This is a genomic window from Massilia sp. Masssp93 (genome assembly GCF_059491295.1).
In genome coordinates this window covers 659,471-676,176 of the sequence record NZ_CP168502.1, presented here as the reverse complement: position 1 = coordinate 676,176, position 16,706 = coordinate 659,471, and the positions used below count along the sequence as shown (strand labels likewise).

Sequence of the window (16,706 nt, the reverse complement as noted above, 5' to 3'; positions counted from 1 at the left end):
CCAACGCCTCTGTCCTTGAGGCGCGGCAGCAAATTGATGATTGCCAGTCGACGCGCCAGCTGGGGCTGAGTAGAATTTTTGGGCATCGAAATTACCGTCTTATATTGTCGCTAATTGAGTGCAATATAGCGTTGTTAATTGTCGGATTGCAAGCCTGCTGAGGTCCACCGCGGGTTTTAAGACTAAAGGAGAACAAATGCTAAACAACACGCAAATTGACAAACTGGCCGATGACCTGATTTCTCAGATCGATCTTCCGGCATCCCTCACTATGTTCGAGTGGGACCGTCAAGTCCTAACGCCGGCTTGGGCCAGTCGCCAAGCCCTAGCCAATGCAGGCTTTCGTGACACAGTCGAGCAGTACGCCGAGCGCGTACACAAGTGGGGGTTCGGTACCTCCGTGCGCGCAAGCGTGCGCCAGCATGACGCGTATTCACCTTCGATGCGAACGCTGTGCCAGACTTGGTCGGAAGAGCAGCATCCCTTGCGCTGCCCGGCGGCCATTGAAAGTTTGATCGCGCTGTTGGACATCAAATATCTCGGCATTGCCCGCGTGTCGAAGTTCGTCTGCTTTCTCGACCAGGATCGCTATGCGATCTACGATTCCCGGGTGTCCTATGCACTGAAGGACTTGACGCTGGATGGGACTCAACGCGTGTTTCCGTTCGTGGGCGGACGGCCAGTCAAGAATGCCCAGTACGTCCTGGCCGATATCATCGCAAGCAAACCGCGGCAGATCACCGCAGTCTACATCGCCTTTCTCTGCCTACTGCAGCGCGTTGCGCAAAAGCTCAATGAGCGTGGTGGGATCACAGAGCCGGCCCTGCAACAGGTCGTTGGAGCACGCTGGACACCGGCTCTGCTGGAGATGGCCTTGTTCATGGCTGGGCAGCAGCGCCGCAAGACCGCGGATATGCGTCGGCTGGATACCCGCCTGTGGGATAGATTGGCCGCGAGTCTGCCAACCCCGCAGACAGCCAGTCGGCATGAGACCTCGCAAACCTTGTCGCGGCAAGCTTGACATGCGTGGTGCGCAGACGATCACACCTCCGCAGGACCTGTTTCGAGAGCTGCCGGAGCTGGGCAACCTGGTGTTCTGCATGCTGACAGGACCGGCAGTGACGGTGAAACGCTGGCCCGCTTACTACTTGGCATACGCGCACGTTGATCGGCTCTGCCACGAGCTCAGCCAAGCCACCGGCTACTTGGCGCGCGGTTTTATCGGACCAACGGGGGCAATCGACGGTCTCGCGATCGAAGGCATCAACGCATGCTTGATGCGACTCGATATGCAGTTTCACGTCTTGGTCGATCTGCTGGTGCGCGTGGAATGCCGTGCACAGGTCGACTATGGCGCGCCTGAACTGAAGCGGATTGTCTCCCACCATTTCTCGCCTACGAGCTCCTGGTACCTAGCTAGCCAGCAGCATTACTGCTCAGGCCGCGTCTCCGAGGATGGCCAACTCTTACGACGTGCGTGCGTGCCACTTGATCCGCTACCGGATGCCGCCGCGATGGCGACGCAACCAAAGGACCTGGTGTACCAGCAATCATTTCAGTTGGAGTCGCAGCAGTCACGGATCCTGCTGGCCCGAACGGCGCGGCAGGTGCAGAGGCGTTTAAACCAGGTGTATGCCGCCTTAGGCAAGTTCTTCGTTGCCCACTGTCCTTCGGTGACCGCATTACTGCATCCTTCGACGCTATAGATAGGCCGATGCTGATACGACGTCTCGCTCAGGGTGGGCCTTTTACCAATGCAATCCTTGTTCGTCATGATGATACCTAAGTACGAAGCCATCAACCCTTAGCTGCTCGGCGAAGCGCCACTCATCAGCTGCGAGCTCGGCCCCGCCAGCCCATGGTTCAATCCGAGACACTACAAATTTTATTGGCGAATCCTCACACTCGAGTCACGCTATGAAGGGCACGTGTTCTTGCGCCGCGCACCGCGCTTATGCACCGCGCAATATTTGGAAGAGCTCGCTCGGCTCCGCGCAGCGCAAATCCCAGCGCTGGTATACGGCCTCAAGCGGCCACGTCGGGACTCCGCCAACCCCTTCGACTTGAATCACCCGACATGGAAAGGGGTTGCGTTTGCCCCTGCATGGGACCTGAACAATGATCCGATCGTTGCAGGAGGCCATAAGTGACCACGATGACAGCATCAAGTGAATTCTTGCACGAGCTTGGCGACATCAATGGTTTTATCGCTGACTTGCTCGACTGCCCCCAGAAACCCGGATGGCACTGGCCATCGTTCTACCTGCTGTATGTCGACGTCGACCGCCTGTCGATGCTGCTCACGCGGTTGCATTCCGTGCTGGCCTTGCCGATCGCGGGCCCCGACGATCCGCCGCTCGAGAACGTTACAGAAGACGTCCACGGCATGCTTAAGGAGATCAGCCAGCGACAGAAAGCGATCGTACGAAAGCTGTGGCAAATGTACCGTGCAACGAAGCCAACGCTGGCACGACAAGCGCTGCACCATCGCGTGGGCGCACACATCCACCCGAAGAGTGGGTGGTACCAGACCTTCATACGGCAATATGGGCCCAATCAGGTTGCTAACGACAGCGCGATACTGATGCATACGGCCTTGCCGATCGACTCGCGTCCGTCCGAAGAGCGCATCGACTTCAACACGGCAGAGTGCATGCTACGGTGCCAGGCGTTCGACATCAGTACGTCGCAGGCGCGCGTATCCCTGGCTTGCGCCGTGCAGGCGGCCAGCGAACGTGTCGGTGCCGTCCTAGCGCGGATGGGGAAGCACTTACTTGCACACTGCCGTATCGAGGACCTACTGCATCCAAGCTCACGTTGATCGGCTTCTAGGAATTGAAAAGCGCGAATAACTCTTTGGCATGTTGACCGGAGCTAGGCAAATGACGCTGTATCCATGCTTTGCGTTGCTCGTCGGGCAACAGCGATGGCGTGTGCCGCAAGGCGGCTAGCGCCGCACCCAGATGAGCGCTAGGGCAATCTAAAAATAACTGGCGACAGGCCTTTAGTTCATGATTGCTTTCGCTTGATAACAATGCGAGCGCCTGTTTCGGTGCCCAGTTCCAGAGACCGGCGGACGCTTCAGCGCCTAGAGCCTCATCGTGCAGGAACCAACACAAGCCTGTTGCGGCATCAGGCAAGAAGGCGGAGAAATAGTTATACGATCCGAACGGCGCCAGAGGCAGTGGTAAGCGTGCAGCCAGAGAGCGTAGCACTAATAATTTATGCTCAGTTAAGAGCCATTGTGGATGCTCCTCGATAAAGAGCTTGTCATCTTCACCAAGCAGACGTAGTACGTCAGCACCGTGGAGATTTCTAGCTACCCATTCCAGCACGGGCGAAAAACCCTGTGACCCTTCTCGGCAACTCGGCAACAGCAAGTCGTGCTTAGGTGTGAAGATTGCACCACGGCCTAGGAGCGCAAGCCGCTGCCATTGCACCAAAGAGGGCCACAACCTACTGGCCGCTTCCGTCCATTGTTCAGTAGCCATCTTCGTTAGCATGTCGAGTAGCGCTGACTCAGCCCAGTTCTGCCCGATGATCCCGGCCCACCAAGACGGATCGACTATCCTGCTACCCTCAGCAGCCTCGCACAACACTGCAGGCTTCAACAACAGCGGCACCGAACCGGCGAGCGTCAGGCCAGTTTGCTTCACGTAGCGATGTGAAACGGCCAAGAAATAGGCTAATGCCGCCCGATCCGGCATCCACTCCTGGTAAGGATTGAGGCGTGGATTGAGCCAAGCAGGATAGTCGTCCGGTAGGCTATGGCTCCAGCCTGGCATTAGCCAGCTAGGCGCTACCCCGTTCAGCGGTGGTGTCGCGAGACTCCAAGCCCACAATGAACTGATCCATTCGATCTCAGTTTCCCATGTATTACACGGCCTGGACCACGGCAGCGTTGCGTCACCGTTCGGTCGGAACCGTTCGAAAATTATTTGCCCGACCATGTGCATCGCATCCGATAAGGCCTCTCCGCGGGCTAGTTGCTTACCAATGGCGACAAAAAGTGCTTCGGCTGGTCCAGCAAGATATTGGTTATCTACCCCCAACTTTTTTTGCATCTCAGCTGCGGTGGCGAGGTTGCGCATGGGCATGGATGCGAGCGTTGCATCTAACAGCGCTCGCCTTGCACCGTCAAAGCACGCGGGCCACCACTGCCTCGGACGCACGGTTCGCACATACTGGTCGAGTACTCTGCGCAACAACAGGCGAACGAGGATTCGGTTGGCAAAGCGGTACTCCAATGCTCCCTCAAGCAGACCAGCTTGCAATAGATCGTCGAATTGACTTCCAGAAAGTCCCGCCGCTAGCCAACCGGAGCGCTCTACATCGCTATCCCAGGCGCGCTGCCAGTCGCACCAACGTAACCTTACCGCCTTTTCAAGCCGATTGAGCTGTGCAGGTTTTAAGCCAAATACACGCCCCAACAAGTCATGCCCAGTCTGGTGGTTTTTTATGTTTTGCAAGGCTTCCACGGACTCTTCATATGCGATCCGGCAGAGTCCAAGGACGTCGGTAGGGCTGCAGAACCAGGCTTCTCCTGGATCGACGTCATGCAGCCACTTTCCGAGGTAAACTGGGTCGAAATCCGAAGGGATTCTGTAGTCAGTGAGGCGCTTGTCGACCCAGCGCAGCATCATTTGGCGCCAGTCTCTATGGAAGGTCCAACGCCATGCGATAGGTCGAGGAAGAACGCTCTGCATAGCGGGATCGTTCGTGTCGTCGCTTTCCTTAATGTCAGGGAAAGGATGCAGAGAAATGACTAGTAAAGGTGCGTTCTGCGCTCGCTCCCTAAGCAAGGCCAACGTAGACGGGCCGACTTTTTCTTGAACCGCTAAGATCAAGGGTAAGTGATGCCTGAGCGCTTCAATATCATTGCCGCCAGCTTGGGCGGGGATGCTCACCGGTATTGTCCTGTGACGGTTCGCTGTCAACAAGTCTGCTTTGATGAGCTCAAACTCGGCCTCGTCTGGCACCTCCAACCATTCGAGTTGTTTTCGATCGGGGCTTATCGCTCCACCGGACAACCAGTCTTGCAAGTTGTCCCAAGGCTTCGTACTTTCCTTTTTATTCGCCACGCGTACCGGCATGGCGATGTTGTACCGTTCCTCAACAGTAAGGTCTAGCGCGGGCAACGTAGGGAAACTTTCGAACGCGAACAGGGTTGTACTGGGTGGCTGATCTAGTTTAAATGCCTCGATTTCGATGCCCAGCTCCTTCGCCACGAGCGCTGCCGCGTCAGGCCGCTTCCTCCACCAAACCAAGTCCTCGCCCTTATCCAGCCTTCCTAGAAGGATCTGCAGCGCGCTACTTGGGGTCTTAGAGGGAGGCCGATCGTCCGCAGCAGGTCGTGTGAACACAGCCGGATAAGTCTTGTGCAGTTTGAGCGCCAACTGACGAATGCTCTTGTAGCCGGCTGCGTGAAGGGCAGAACGTATAGGAGTGCTCATTTTCGAAAGATGTAACGTTATAAATAGCTACATTGCGCATTTTACCCGCTTGCGAGCACTATGTCGGCAACGTTACAGTTCTATTACGACAGCACCCTTCGGTGTTGAACCTCTGATTGGAGAACTACACATGGCTAAAGAGCTTACTCACGAGCAACAAAAGGGCAACGTGCTGAAGGAGTACGATGGCATGAAAGATTTGAACAGTATCGATCCCAACTTACGTGAAGACCTCTTCACGAGTCGCTTCAAACGTAAGCTTGGCTGCAACTACGACGATGCGAACAAGATGGCGCAGACGGCGATGATGACTGTCGATATGTTGGCGAATCGTGAATTCGACTTCGCAAGCGCGGCTAAAGCCGCAAAAGCGTATTTCCAACCGGATGACGTGCCGGAAACCGCTTAATTGAAGAATGGTAAGGCTTTGGGGCGCCAGCTTTTGGTGCCCCTTTTTATTTGCGTTAGCGCAAGAACTGCAGCACAGGCACCTAAAGCTCACTACGGGTATACGGCCATGTCGTTGTAGATGGCATGGCTTTGCATCGATAGTAGTTGAGCTCAGTGCCACAAATCAGTGCCACAAACTGAGGTTTTTGGGTAGATCTCGGGGCTAGCGACGTTTCACTCAGTCCAGTCCATCATGGGGGCTACGCTCAGTTTTCTCTTGCTGTCTTTCATCAAAATCCTGTTTTTCCCTCAGTGAGGGAGCAATACGACTTCCCGGAACGTTCCGCAGAATGCCCTGTTCCCCCCGCTGCGGCTTGTTGCTGCAGATGGCTTCGATACTTGAGGTCGGGGACGCCTGGCGGGCACGGGCCCGCCACAAGGGTCACAAGTCCATTGCGGAAAATTTCCGACGAAGGCGCAGGCCGTCGCGTGAGCGCGGAAGGTCGAGGCTGAGATGGATGCCCGGCGCTTCAACGACATCGCGGGCCAGCGTATATTACCCTAAAAGAGCGCATCGACTGGTACTTCGATGCGATCGGCGTGGTATCGCCGATCCGCACCGGGTCAGCGCAACAGGCGCGCAGAGACCGCACGCCATCACGCGGCCTGAGCTTACTGCTTGCGCACCACCACCGTCGCAGGTTGCGCCGCGTCGTCCAGCGTAAAGCTCACGGTGCGCGTGGCCGCATCGACCCGGCCCGCCAGCGCATGCCCGCCGGCGCGCACGTCGGCCTTGCCCTGCCAGCCGTGCACGGTGACGGCCACCTGGCGCCACCATGGCGCGAAACGGCCTTCGCGTGGACCGAATTCGATGGCGACGCCGTCCGGCTTCACCGTGCAGCGCACGGCCTGGCGCAGATAGCCGCCCTTCTCGAAGTCCATCGAATGGCCGTCGTCGAGATACAGCTCGCCCGTGCAGTCGGGGCCCGGATACACGTCCAGCATCAGCGGGCCGCGCGGCGTGTCGGCCGTGGACTGCACGACGTTCTGGCGCGGCAGGATCGTCCCCGCGCGCACGTACACGGGCAGGTGCGCGAGGCGCACGGTCTCGGTCACGAACGAACCGCCGCCGTGCGCCTCGCCGGTGGCCTGCGTGGCGGACTGGATCACCTGGTCGTGCGCGGCCGGCGCCGGCTGGCCGACGGGCAGTCCCGTCCAGTAATCGAACCAGCCGCCTTCCGGCAGGCAGGTGCGGTAGGGCTGGGGCGATTCGGGATTCGGCGGCGGCGACACGAGCAGCGCGCGGCCCAGCGTGAAGGTCCACGACTGCTCGCACGGCAGGTTCAACGCCGACGGGTAGTCGTAGAACACGGGACGCAGGATCGGGTCGCCCGTGCGCGCGTTCTGCTCGGCCAGCGCGTACAGGTACGGCATCAGCTTGTAGCGCTCCTCGACGAATTTGCGCCGGATCGCCAGGTGTTCCGGACCGTCGACCCACGGTTCCACGCGCGGCGTGCCCTTGGCCGAGTGGTCGCGGAACAGCGGGTAGAACGCGCCGATCTCGAACCAGCGCGTGAGCAGGTCGGGGCCCGGTCCGCCGGTGAAGCCGCTGACGTCGGCCGCGCCGTACGAAAAGCCGGACAGGCCCAGGTTGATGATCTGCTGGACCGACAGCTTCAGGTGGTCCCAGGTGGCGCTGTTGTCGCCGGTCCAGGTGACGGCATAGCGCTGGCCGCCGGCATAGCTGGCGCGCGTCATCACGACGGCGCGCTCGCCCGGCGCCAGCTTGCGCAGCCCGTCGTAGGTGGCGCGCGTGTTCTGCATGCCGTACACGTTGTGGATCTCGCGGTGGTCGGCGGTGCGCGGCGCGAAATCGTCGGACGCGATGCGGTGGCGCGTCTCGTCCGGCATCGTCTTGGTCGGCGTATTGAAGATCGCCGGCTCGTTCATGTCGTTCCACGAACCGGCCACGCCCCACTGCACCTGCTCCTTGAACAGGCCGCCCCACCAGTCGCGCGTGGCGGCCTGCGTGAAGTCGGGGAACACGGACGGGCCGGGCCACACCGGTGCGACATAGGTCGTGCCGTCGGCGTTCTTCACGAAATGGTCGCCCTTCGCGCCGCTGGCGTACGGCGCATAGCCCTGCTCCACCCTGGCCACGTGCAGGTCGGTGATGGTGATCACCTTGATGCCCTGGCGGCCCAGGTCGCGGATCAGGCCCGGCATGTCGGGGAACGCTTTTTTATCGACGGTGAACGGCCGGTTGCGGTCCTGCCAGTCGATGTCGAGCCAGACGACGTCGGTCGGCACGCGTTCGGCGCGCAGCCGCGCGACGACGCCGCGCAGCTCGTCGGCCGACATGTAGCTGTAGCGCGACTGCTGGTAGCCCAGGGCCCAGCGCGGCGCCAGCGGCGCCTTGCCCGTCAGGTCGGTGTAGCGGCGCACCACCTCGGCCGTCGACGGGCCGTGGATCAGGTAGTAGTCGATCGGGCCGTCCGGCGCGCCGAACGCCAGCACGCCGTCCTCGCGGTGGCCGAAGTCGAACCAGCTGCGGTACGTGTTGTCGAGGAAGACGCCGTAGCTGCCGCCCGCGCCGCCGACGCCGATGAAGAACGGGATCGATTTATAGATCGGGTCGTCGGCCGAGCCGAAGCCGAAGGCGTCCGTGTTCCAGTCGACGAAGCTCTTGCCGCGCCGGTCCAGGCCACCGGTCTTGTCGCCGAGGCCAAAGTAATGCTCGGCCTGCGGCATCTGCTTGCGCAGCGTGAACGCGTGGCCGTCGACCTTGACGGGATCGATGGCGTCGGCCGAGATGACCTTGCCCACCAGGTCGCTCACCACGAGGCGGCCGTCGCGCACGTCGACGCGCAGCGTGCGCGTGGCGAATCCCGTCGGGCTGGCCTGCACGTGTACGCGGTGCGCGCGCACGTCGGCCGGCACGGCCCAGCTGGCGTCTTCCGGCAGCGTCCCCGCCGCGCCCATCGTCACACGCAGGATGTCGTCGGTGAGCGCGAGCACGCGGATGCGCAGGCTGCCCTGGCGGACATCCATGCCGTCGGCCTGGGCGGCGATGGACGCCGGCTGCGCCTGGGCCGGCGCGGCGGCGAGAGCGGACAGCGCCAGCGCGACGGCGGCGATGCCCTTCTTGAGGGCGTGGTGGTCCTGCATACGGGTCTCCTGATCGGTCGATATCCGGGTTTATATCATTTCCTCGAACACGACCGAGCAGATCTTGTGCGGCAGCGCGGCTCGACCTGGACGCGGCGCGGCGCGTGAAGCCGGCGGGCGTCCGCTTATTTCGCGCCCGGCCGGTACAGCTGGTCGAACGTCCCGCCGTCCGCGAAGTGGATCTTCTGCGCCCTGGTCCAGCCGCCGAACACGTCGTCGATGGTAAACAGCTTCACGTTCGGGAACTGCGCGGCGTATTTACGGCCGATCCTCGCATCGATCGGACGGTAGAAATGCTTCGCGATGATTTCCTGGCCCTCGTCCGTATACAAGAACCGCAGGTAGGCCTCCGCCACCTTGCGCGTGCCGCGCCGGTCGACCACCTTGTCGACGACGGAAACGGGCGGCTCGGCCAGGATGCTCTGTTGCGGCGCCACGATGTCGAACTTGTCCGGCCCCAGCTCCTTGATGGCCAGGATCGCTTCGTTTTCCCAGGCGATCAGCACGTCGCCGATGCCGCGCTCGACGAAGGTCGTCGTCGCGCCGCGGGCGCCGGAGTCGAGGACGGGTACGTTCCTGAACAGCTTCGCCACGTAGTCGCGCGCCTTCGCTTCGCTGCCGCCCGGCTGTTTCAGGGCATTGCCCCAGGCCGCCAGGTAATTCCAGCGCGCGCCGCCCGACGTCTTTGGGTTCGGGGTGATGACCTGCACGCCCGGCTTGATCAGGTCGTTCCAGTCGTGGATGCCTTTCGGATTGCCCTTGCGCACCAGGAACACGATGGTCGAGTTGTAGGGCGAGCTGTTGTGCTGCAGGCGTTTCTGCCAATCCCTGGCGATCAGGCCCCGCGCGGCGATCGCGTCGATGTCCCAGGCGAGGGCCAGCGTGACGACGTCCGCGTCCAGGCCGTCGATCACGGCGCGGGCCTGCTTGCCCGAACCGCCGTGGGACGCCTTGAACGTGACGTTGTCGCCCGTCTGCGCCTTCCATCTGGCGGCGAACGCCTTGGCCACATCCTGGTACAGCTCGCGCGTCGGGTCGTACGACACGTTCAGGAGCGTGACGTCGGCGGCGTGCGCGGCCGGGGCGGCGAGCGCGATGGCCAGCAGGGCCTGGGTCAGTGTTTTCGACAGCATGTGTTCTCTCGTTCAGGGTTCGGGAAGCCATAGAGTAAAGAGCACGCCTCGAACCGCGAACGAATCGTTTCAATTTTGCTTATCCGCTTTCTTCATATCGGCCCCGTCCGAGACCCCTAAAAATTTTTTTCAAAAAATTTCCACTCGGCATTTAATGAGTTCGGCTGAACGGTCGTCTTGTACTTGTGAGAGCGCGAGATGCGCAACCTCCAAACAGTATCCAAGCCACTAGGAGCCATATCATGCTGAGCCTTCACACCAACGTCGCATCGCTTTCCGCACAAAATTCCCTGAGCCGCACCCAGTCGAGCCTGTCGACGTCGATGACCCGCCTGTCGACCGGTTACCGTATCAATTCGGCAATGGACGACGCTGCCGGCCTGCAGATCGCCACCCGCCTGAAAGCCCAGAGCAGCGGCATGTCGGTCGCCATGCGCAACACCCAGAACTCGATCTCCATGCTGCAGACCGCCGACGGCGCGCTGGACGAAGTCAACAACATCCTGACCCGCATGAAGGACCTGGCCACCCAGTCCGCCGACGGTTCGTCGTCCGCCGATGACCAGACCGCGATGCAGGCCGAGTACAACTCGCTGACCGACGAACTGTCGAACATCTTCTCGAACACCAAGTTCGGCGGCACCAAGCTGCTGAGCACGGCTGCCGACACCAGCAAGCTGAGCGCCACCGCCGGCGTCACGTTCCAGATCGGCGCCGACAGCTCGGAGACCATGACCGCGAACTTCAGCACCGAGCTGGGTACCGTGAACACCGCAATCTCCACCGCCACCGGCGCCACCTACGCAGGTGACGGCACCCTGGCGGCCACCCCGTCCGCCGGCACCAACCTGACCACGACCGCCGGTGCCAACACCGCGATCGGCGACCTGAGCGATGCGATCGACGCCGTCTCGGCCCTGCGTTCGAAGCTGGGCGCCGTGTCGAACCGCCTCGACCACGTCTACAACAACCTGTCGAACATCTCGAGCAACACGCAGGCTGCGACCGGCCGCATCATGGACGTCGACTTCGCGACCGAATCGTCGAGCATGACCTCGAACCAGATGCTGATGCAAGCGGGTACCGCCATGCTGAAGCAGACCAACAGCATGTCGTCGATGGTCATGTCCCTGCTGCAGTAATCGCAGGGCCAGGATAGGCCACCGCCCGGGCTGGTACAGCCGGGCATGCATGAAAGGCCAGCCACAAGCTGGCCTTTTCACTTTACACTGCCGAGATCATGGCCAGCATTTCCTTTCCCGCCCTTCCGCCGCCCGTCATACCGGCGAGCGCCGCCGGTCCGCTGCCGGCAACGCCGGTCGGCGCGGTCGCGGCCGCCGTCCCGGTCGCCCTGTTGCAGGCCGAGCTCGAGGCGATCCCCCTGCCCCTGCCTGCCGCGCAGCCGGCGCCCGTCCTGTCCGCAGGCGACGCTTTGCCCGACGCCGCTGCCATGCGCCCCGACCAGGTGGTGATGGCACGCCAGCTCACGTGGCCGAGTCCGGACGGCGGCGCACTCGCGACCTCCTGGCGCGGCATGGTGCGCAGCTACGGTAGCCAACTGGTCACGCGCGCGATCCAGGCGTCGCAGCAACAGCGCGGGCAGTCGCTGCCCGGCGCCCTGCTGCAGAGCGGGCTGGATGGACGCGTACTGCGCCAGGCCGACTTGGCCACCCTGCCGCCCGACGCCTGGCGCTTCACCGTGCACCCGGGCGGTCCGCAGGCCCAGCACCTGCGCGTGATCGGGGAAGAGGAACAGCAGCAGAAATCGCAGCGCCGGCGCCGCCGCACGGCCCTGCGCCTGGAACTGGTGCTGGCCGACGGCTCGGTCGTCACAGTACAGGCGGAGCCGCTGGCCGACGGCGTCATGCTGGAACTGTGCACACCCAACGCTGACACCCTCCTCCACCTGCGCGCCCTGCAGCCGCAACTGGAAGACGCCGTGCGCCGTTCCGGCCTGCGCGTGCTCGGCTGGACCTGGCGCGACAACCTGCCGGAAGGCCGGGTGCACGCGCGCCTGCCGTCGACCGAGGCCGCCGCCGCGCTCAGCCTGCCCGTGTTCCGCGCGATGGCCGAACTGGCGCTGCTGCTGCCGGCCGAAAACCGCCACGCGGACGGACCGTAAGCATAAAAAAAACCGTCCGGCGCACCGGACGGCATTCTTTGTTACCGCACCGGCGCGGTTCAGGCGTAGGGTGGGCACACCGTGCCCACGCGCGGCGTTTGCGTGGCACGTGCGTCCGCGCGGGCTCGGGGAGCCCGCCCTACGAGGGGCGTGATCAGCCCACGGTGCCGATGATCGAGACTTCGCGGTTTTCCGGGATCTCGTTATACGACAGCACGTGCAGGCCGGGCGCGAACAGGCGCGCGTAACGGGCCAGCAGCGGACGGATCTGCGGCAGGACCAGCAACAGCGGCGGTGTGTGCTGCTGCTTCATCTGCTCGCGCGCCACCGGCATGTTCAGCTGCAGTTGCGACAGCAACTGCGGATCGATCGGGTAGTTGTCCAGCACGACCTTGCCGCCATTGTTCTGGCGCGCCTGGTTCAGGGAACCGAGCAGCATGTTTTCCAGCTCCCCGGACAGGTTAAAGGCCGGCATGTCCTTCTTCTTGCCGTACAGGCCGGATACGATCTGGCGGCGCAGCGCACACCGCACCTCGGCCGCCAGCAGGATCGGATCCTTCGTCGTTTCCGAGCTGTCCAGCAGGGTCGTCGCGATCACGACGATGTCCTTGAGCGACACGTGTTCGGCCAGCAGCACGCGGAACACGCGCAGCAGCTGGGTGTGCGTGAGCGCCTTGTCCAGCGCGCCGGCCAGCTTGGGCGACAGCGCCGTCAGGCGTTCCATCATCGCCGGCACGTCTTCGTGGCGGAACAGTTCCGCCATGTAGTCGCGCGCGACCTTGGACGTGTGCGTGGCGATCGCGCTCGGCACCTCGACGACCTGGTAGCCCTGCCCCAGCGCGTGCGCTTTCTGATCCGGTTCGATCCAGGTGACGGCCATGCCGAACGCGGGCTCGATGCCCGGGATGCCGTCGATCTCGCCGTACACGTTCGGCGACGGGATCGCCATCAGGCATTCCGCCACGACCTCGCCCTCGGCCACGACGGTGCCGTTGATCGCGATCGCGTACTGGTTGGGACGCAGGGTCAGGTCGTCGCGCACGCCGATTGGCGGCAGCAGCAGGCCCATTTGCTCCGAGAGGCTCTGGCGCACGCCCTTGATCCGTTTCGGCAGCACTTCGCCCTGTGCCTTGTCGAGCAGGTGCACGAGCTTGTAGCCGACGGTGATCGAGATCGGCTGCACGACCGGCAACTGCTGCCAGTCGAGTTCCGGCGCGCGGTCGTCCCGCAGCGCGGCTTCGATGGCGGCCACGTTGGAGTCGTCCGGCGCCTTCACTTCTTCGCGCGCCAGCTTCCAGGCGACGTAGCCGATGGCCGCGGCGAACGCCATGAAGAACAGCGACGGCATGCCCGGCACCATCGCCAGGATCAGCATCACGCCGGCGGCCGAGTACAGGACCGAGGGGTTGGCCAGCAGCTGGCCGCCGACCTGCTGCTCGAAGTCGCCCGAGTCGCTGATGCGGGTGACGAGGATCGCCGCCGCGGCCGACAGCAGCAGCGCCGGCACCTGGGCCACGAGGCCGTCGCCGATGGTCAGCAGCGCATACTGGCGGAAGGCGTCGCCGAACGACAGGTCGTGCATCACCGCGCCGATCGCGACGCCGCCGATCATGTTGATGAGCAGGATGAGGATCGACGCGATCGCATCGCCGCGCACGAACTTGGAGGCGCCGTCCATCGCGCCGTAGAAGTCCGCTTCGGACGCCACTTCCTTGCGCCGCAGCTGCGCCTTTTCCTGGTTGATCAGGCCCGCGTTCAGGTCGGCGTCGATCGCCATCTGCTTGCCGGGCAGCGCGTCCAGCGTGAAGCGCGCGGACACTTCGGAGATACGTTCGGAACCCTTCGTCACGACGACGAAGTTGATGATCATGAGGATCACGAAGACGACGATACCGACGACGAAGTTACCGCCGATGACGACGTTGCCGAACGCCTCGATCACGTGGCCGGCGGCGGCGGTGCCCTCGTGGCCGTGCAGCAGCACGACGCGCGTGGACGCCACGTTCAGCGCGAGGCGCAGCAGCGTGGTGCCGAGGATGACGGTCGGGAAGACCGAGAAGTCCAGCGGCCGCCTGGCCGAGACGGACGTCAGGATCACGATCAGCGCCAGCACGATGTTGAACGTGAACAGCACGTCCAGCACCACGGGCGCCAGCGGCAGCATGATCATCGCCAGGAGCGTCAGCAGGAACGCCGGCGTGGCGATCTTCTGGCGGCGCACCTCGAGCATCAAGCTGTTCAGGAAATTCATGTCGGGGATACCTCACTCAAAGCGGCCGGCACGGCCACGTCATTCGGGAACCGGGGGGCGGCCTGGCGCCGGCCCGCACGGAAAGCATTCAACTGCAGCACGTAGTTCAGCACCTGCGACACCGCCTGGTACAGCGCGGCGGGAATCTGCTGCTGCACCTGGCTGGTGTTGTAGATGGCACGCGCCAGCGGCGGCAGCGCGATCGTTTCGATGTCGTGCTTGGCCGCGACCTGGCGGATGTACAGGGCCATCTCGTCGATGCCCTTGGCCACCACGAAAGGCGCTTCCGCACGCTTGATGTCGTACTTCAGCGCGACCGCGTAGTGCTCGGGATTCACGATCACCACGTCGGCGGTCGGCACCGTCTTGTTCACGTTGCGGCGCGCCATCTGCTGCTGCAGCTGGCGGATGCGCGCACGGATCTCGGGCTTGCCCTCGGTGCTCTTGTATTCTTCCTTCACTTCCTGCTTGCTCATGCGCTGGCCGCGGGCGAACAGGAATGCCTGCAGCGGCACGTCGATCAGCGCGAACAGCACGAACACGGCGACGAGCGCCATCAGGCCGTCGAACATCATGCCGCCGCCGTGCAGCAGCGCGTCGTTGAGTGGCATGCGCTGCAGGTCGACCCAGGCCGCCACCGCCGAGCGCACCACGTGCACGAGCACCATCGCCAGCACCGCCGCCTTGGCCAGCGACGTCGCGAACGTCGTCCAGTGCTTGCCTGACGCCAGCTGGCCCAGGTTCTTCACGGGCGAGAACCGGTCGAACTTGGGCATCAGATTATTCGTCGAGAACACCAGGCCGCCCGGCACGATGCTCGCCACCACGATCGCGAGCGGCACGCCCAGCAGGGGCAGCACCATCTTCACGAGCAGCACGGCGGCGCCGCTCCACACCACGGACATCGCGTTCTCGACCGCGCCGGCCGCGCCCAGCGGCGCGTACACGAGCCGGAACAGGGAACGGAACGACTCCAGGTAGTCCGGCAGCAGGAACACGAACAGCTTGAGGCTGACCAGGATACCGACCGCGGTCGCCAGGTCCTTCGAGCGGACGACCTGGCCCTGCTCGCGCGCCTTCTTCAGTTTCTGGGCTGACGCCTTTTCGGTCTTGTCGCCGCCCGTGCCGTCAGCCATGCGCCGCCCCCATCTGCTGCTGGAGCATCTCCAGCACCTGGTTAGTCATCTGCACGTAGTGTTCCGGGATGAAGCGCACGACCTGCACGAGCATCATCAGGCCGAACAGCGTCACCAGCGAAAAGCCCAGCGAGAACAGGTTCAGCGACGGCGCCACGCGGTTCAGGAAGCCGAAGCCGATCTGCACCACCATCGTCGAAAACACGATGGGCAGCGCCAGCAGGATCGCGGCCGAGAACACCCAGCCCACGTTCAGCGCCACCGTCTGCAGCAGCAGATTGCCGTAGCCGGTGCCGACCGGCCAGGCCTTGAAACTCTGGCCCAGCACGCCGGCCAGCACGAGGTGGCCGTCGACGGCGAAGAACACGAGGATCGCGACGAGGCCCAGCAGCGTCGAGATCACGTCCGACTGCTGGCCGTTGATCGGATCGTTCATCTGCGCCATCGAAAAGCCCACCTGGCTCGAGACGAGGAAGCCGAGCATGTTCACGACCGCCATCGTCAGCTGCAGCGCGAAGCCGATCACGCCGCCGATCACGGCCTGCTCGACCATCACGACGACGCCGGCCAGCGAGAACGGGTCGGGCATGACGGCGCCTTTCGTCAGCGGCAGCATCAGGAAGGCGAGCACCACGGACAGCAGTGCGCGCACCGGCACCGGCACCAGCGCGTCGCCGATGACGGGCGCCGTCGACAGCAGCGCCATGACGCGGCAGAACGGCCACCACAGCGCGCTGATGAACGGCAGCAGCAGGTGGGAGACTTCCAGCATCAGCCGACCAGGGTCGCGGCGCGCTGGAACACGCTCACGCAATAGTCCATCAGTTTCCCGGTCATCCAGTGGCCGGCGAGGATCAGGGCGACCAGCGTCACCAGCAGGCGCGGCAGGAAGCTCAGCGTCTGCTCGTTGATCTGGGTGGCGGCCTGCACGAGGGCGACGATGACGCCGGCCACGAGGCCCGGCACCACCAGCACCATCACGAGCAGCATCACCAGCTGCAGGGCTTCGACGATGAAGTCGACGGCGATATCAGGAGTCATACGATTAGGTTG

13 protein-coding genes are annotated in these 16,706 nt (G+C 63.0%); 6 read left to right on the top strand and 7 right to left on the bottom strand.

Features of this window, described 5'->3' with window-relative positions; genetic code table 11:
* Positions 1–196: 196 nt before the first annotated feature.
* The 3 genes from ACEN9Q_RS03025 (at position 197) to ACEN9Q_RS03015 (ending at position 2,821) form a co-directional block, all read left to right on the top strand.
* Positions 197–1,021, top strand: a complete 825-nt coding sequence (locus ACEN9Q_RS03025; RefSeq protein WP_495627308.1) for a hypothetical protein — start codon at positions 197–199, stop codon at positions 1,019–1,021.
* A gap of 1 nt (position 1,022) precedes the next feature.
* On the top strand, positions 1,023–1,706 hold the full coding sequence (locus ACEN9Q_RS03020) for a hypothetical protein (RefSeq protein WP_495627307.1): 684 nt from the start codon (positions 1,023–1,025) through the stop codon (positions 1,704–1,706).
* Positions 1,707–2,146: 440 nt separating this feature from the next.
* On the top strand, positions 2,147–2,821 hold the full coding sequence (locus ACEN9Q_RS03015) for a hypothetical protein (RefSeq protein WP_495627306.1): 675 nt from the start codon (positions 2,147–2,149) through the stop codon (positions 2,819–2,821).
* 7 nt (positions 2,822–2,828) lie between these two features.
* Here the strand turns inward: ACEN9Q_RS03015 and ACEN9Q_RS03010 are convergent, their stop codons facing one another.
* Positions 2,829–5,228 (bottom strand): hypothetical protein, encoded by a 2,400-nt coding sequence (locus ACEN9Q_RS03010; RefSeq protein ID WP_495627305.1) that lies wholly within the window; start codon positions 5,226–5,228, stop codon positions 2,829–2,831.
* Positions 5,229–5,583: 355 nt separating this feature from the next.
* Between ACEN9Q_RS03010 and ACEN9Q_RS03005 the strand changes: the two genes are divergently transcribed.
* Complete coding sequence (locus tag ACEN9Q_RS03005) at positions 5,584–5,862, top strand: hypothetical protein (protein ID WP_495627304.1); 279 nt, start codon at positions 5,584–5,586, stop codon at positions 5,860–5,862.
* Positions 5,863–6,515: 653 nt separating this feature from the next.
* On the opposite strand, the gene ACEN9Q_RS03000 is transcribed toward ACEN9Q_RS03005, so the two are convergent.
* Entirely contained in the window at positions 6,516–9,011 is a 2,496-nt protein-coding gene (locus tag ACEN9Q_RS03000) for a glycoside hydrolase family 31 protein (RefSeq protein WP_495627303.1), read from the bottom strand.
* Positions 9,012–9,136: 125 nt separating this feature from the next.
* Positions 9,137–10,144, bottom strand: a complete 1,008-nt coding sequence (locus ACEN9Q_RS02995; protein WP_495627302.1) for a sulfate ABC transporter substrate-binding protein — start codon at positions 10,142–10,144, stop codon at positions 9,137–9,139.
* A 242-nt stretch (positions 10,145–10,386) separates the two neighbouring features.
* Here ACEN9Q_RS02995 and ACEN9Q_RS02990 point away from each other — a divergent pair, with 242 nt between their 5' ends.
* Both ACEN9Q_RS02990 and ACEN9Q_RS02985 read left to right on the top strand, forming a co-directional pair.
* Entirely contained in the window at positions 10,387–11,286 is a 900-nt protein-coding gene (locus ACEN9Q_RS02990; protein ID WP_495627301.1) for a flagellin N-terminal helical domain-containing protein, read from the top strand.
* A 98-nt stretch (positions 11,287–11,384) separates the two neighbouring features.
* Entirely contained in the window at positions 11,385–12,266 is an 882-nt protein-coding gene (locus ACEN9Q_RS02985; protein ID WP_495627300.1) for a hypothetical protein, read from the top strand.
* Positions 12,267–12,420: 154 nt separating this feature from the next.
* Here the strand turns inward: ACEN9Q_RS02985 and ACEN9Q_RS02980 are convergent, their stop codons facing one another.
* The 4 genes from ACEN9Q_RS02980 to fliQ are packed head-to-tail and all read right to left on the bottom strand — an operon-like array spanning position 12,421 to position 16,694.
* Positions 12,421–14,517, bottom strand: coding sequence for a flagellar biosynthesis protein FlhA (locus ACEN9Q_RS02980; protein WP_495627299.1), 2,097 nt, complete (start codon positions 14,515–14,517; stop codon positions 12,421–12,423).
* Positions 14,514–15,653, bottom strand: a complete 1,140-nt coding sequence (locus tag ACEN9Q_RS02975) for an EscU/YscU/HrcU family type III secretion system export apparatus switch protein (RefSeq protein WP_495627298.1) — start codon at positions 15,651–15,653, stop codon at positions 14,514–14,516. Before ACEN9Q_RS02975 ends, ACEN9Q_RS02980 begins: the two co-directional genes overlap by 4 nt.
* The gene (fliR, locus tag ACEN9Q_RS02970; RefSeq protein ID WP_056439179.1) at positions 15,646–16,425 is read right to left on the bottom strand and encodes a flagellar biosynthetic protein FliR; all 780 of its coding nucleotides are present in this window, start codon (positions 16,423–16,425) and stop codon (positions 15,646–15,648) included. Before fliR ends, ACEN9Q_RS02975 begins: the two co-directional genes overlap by 8 nt.
* Entirely contained in the window at positions 16,425–16,694 is a 270-nt protein-coding gene (fliQ, locus tag ACEN9Q_RS02965; protein ID WP_056439176.1) for a flagellar biosynthesis protein FliQ, read from the bottom strand. Before fliQ ends, fliR begins: the two co-directional genes overlap by 1 nt.
* Positions 16,695–16,706: the final 12 nt, after the last annotated feature.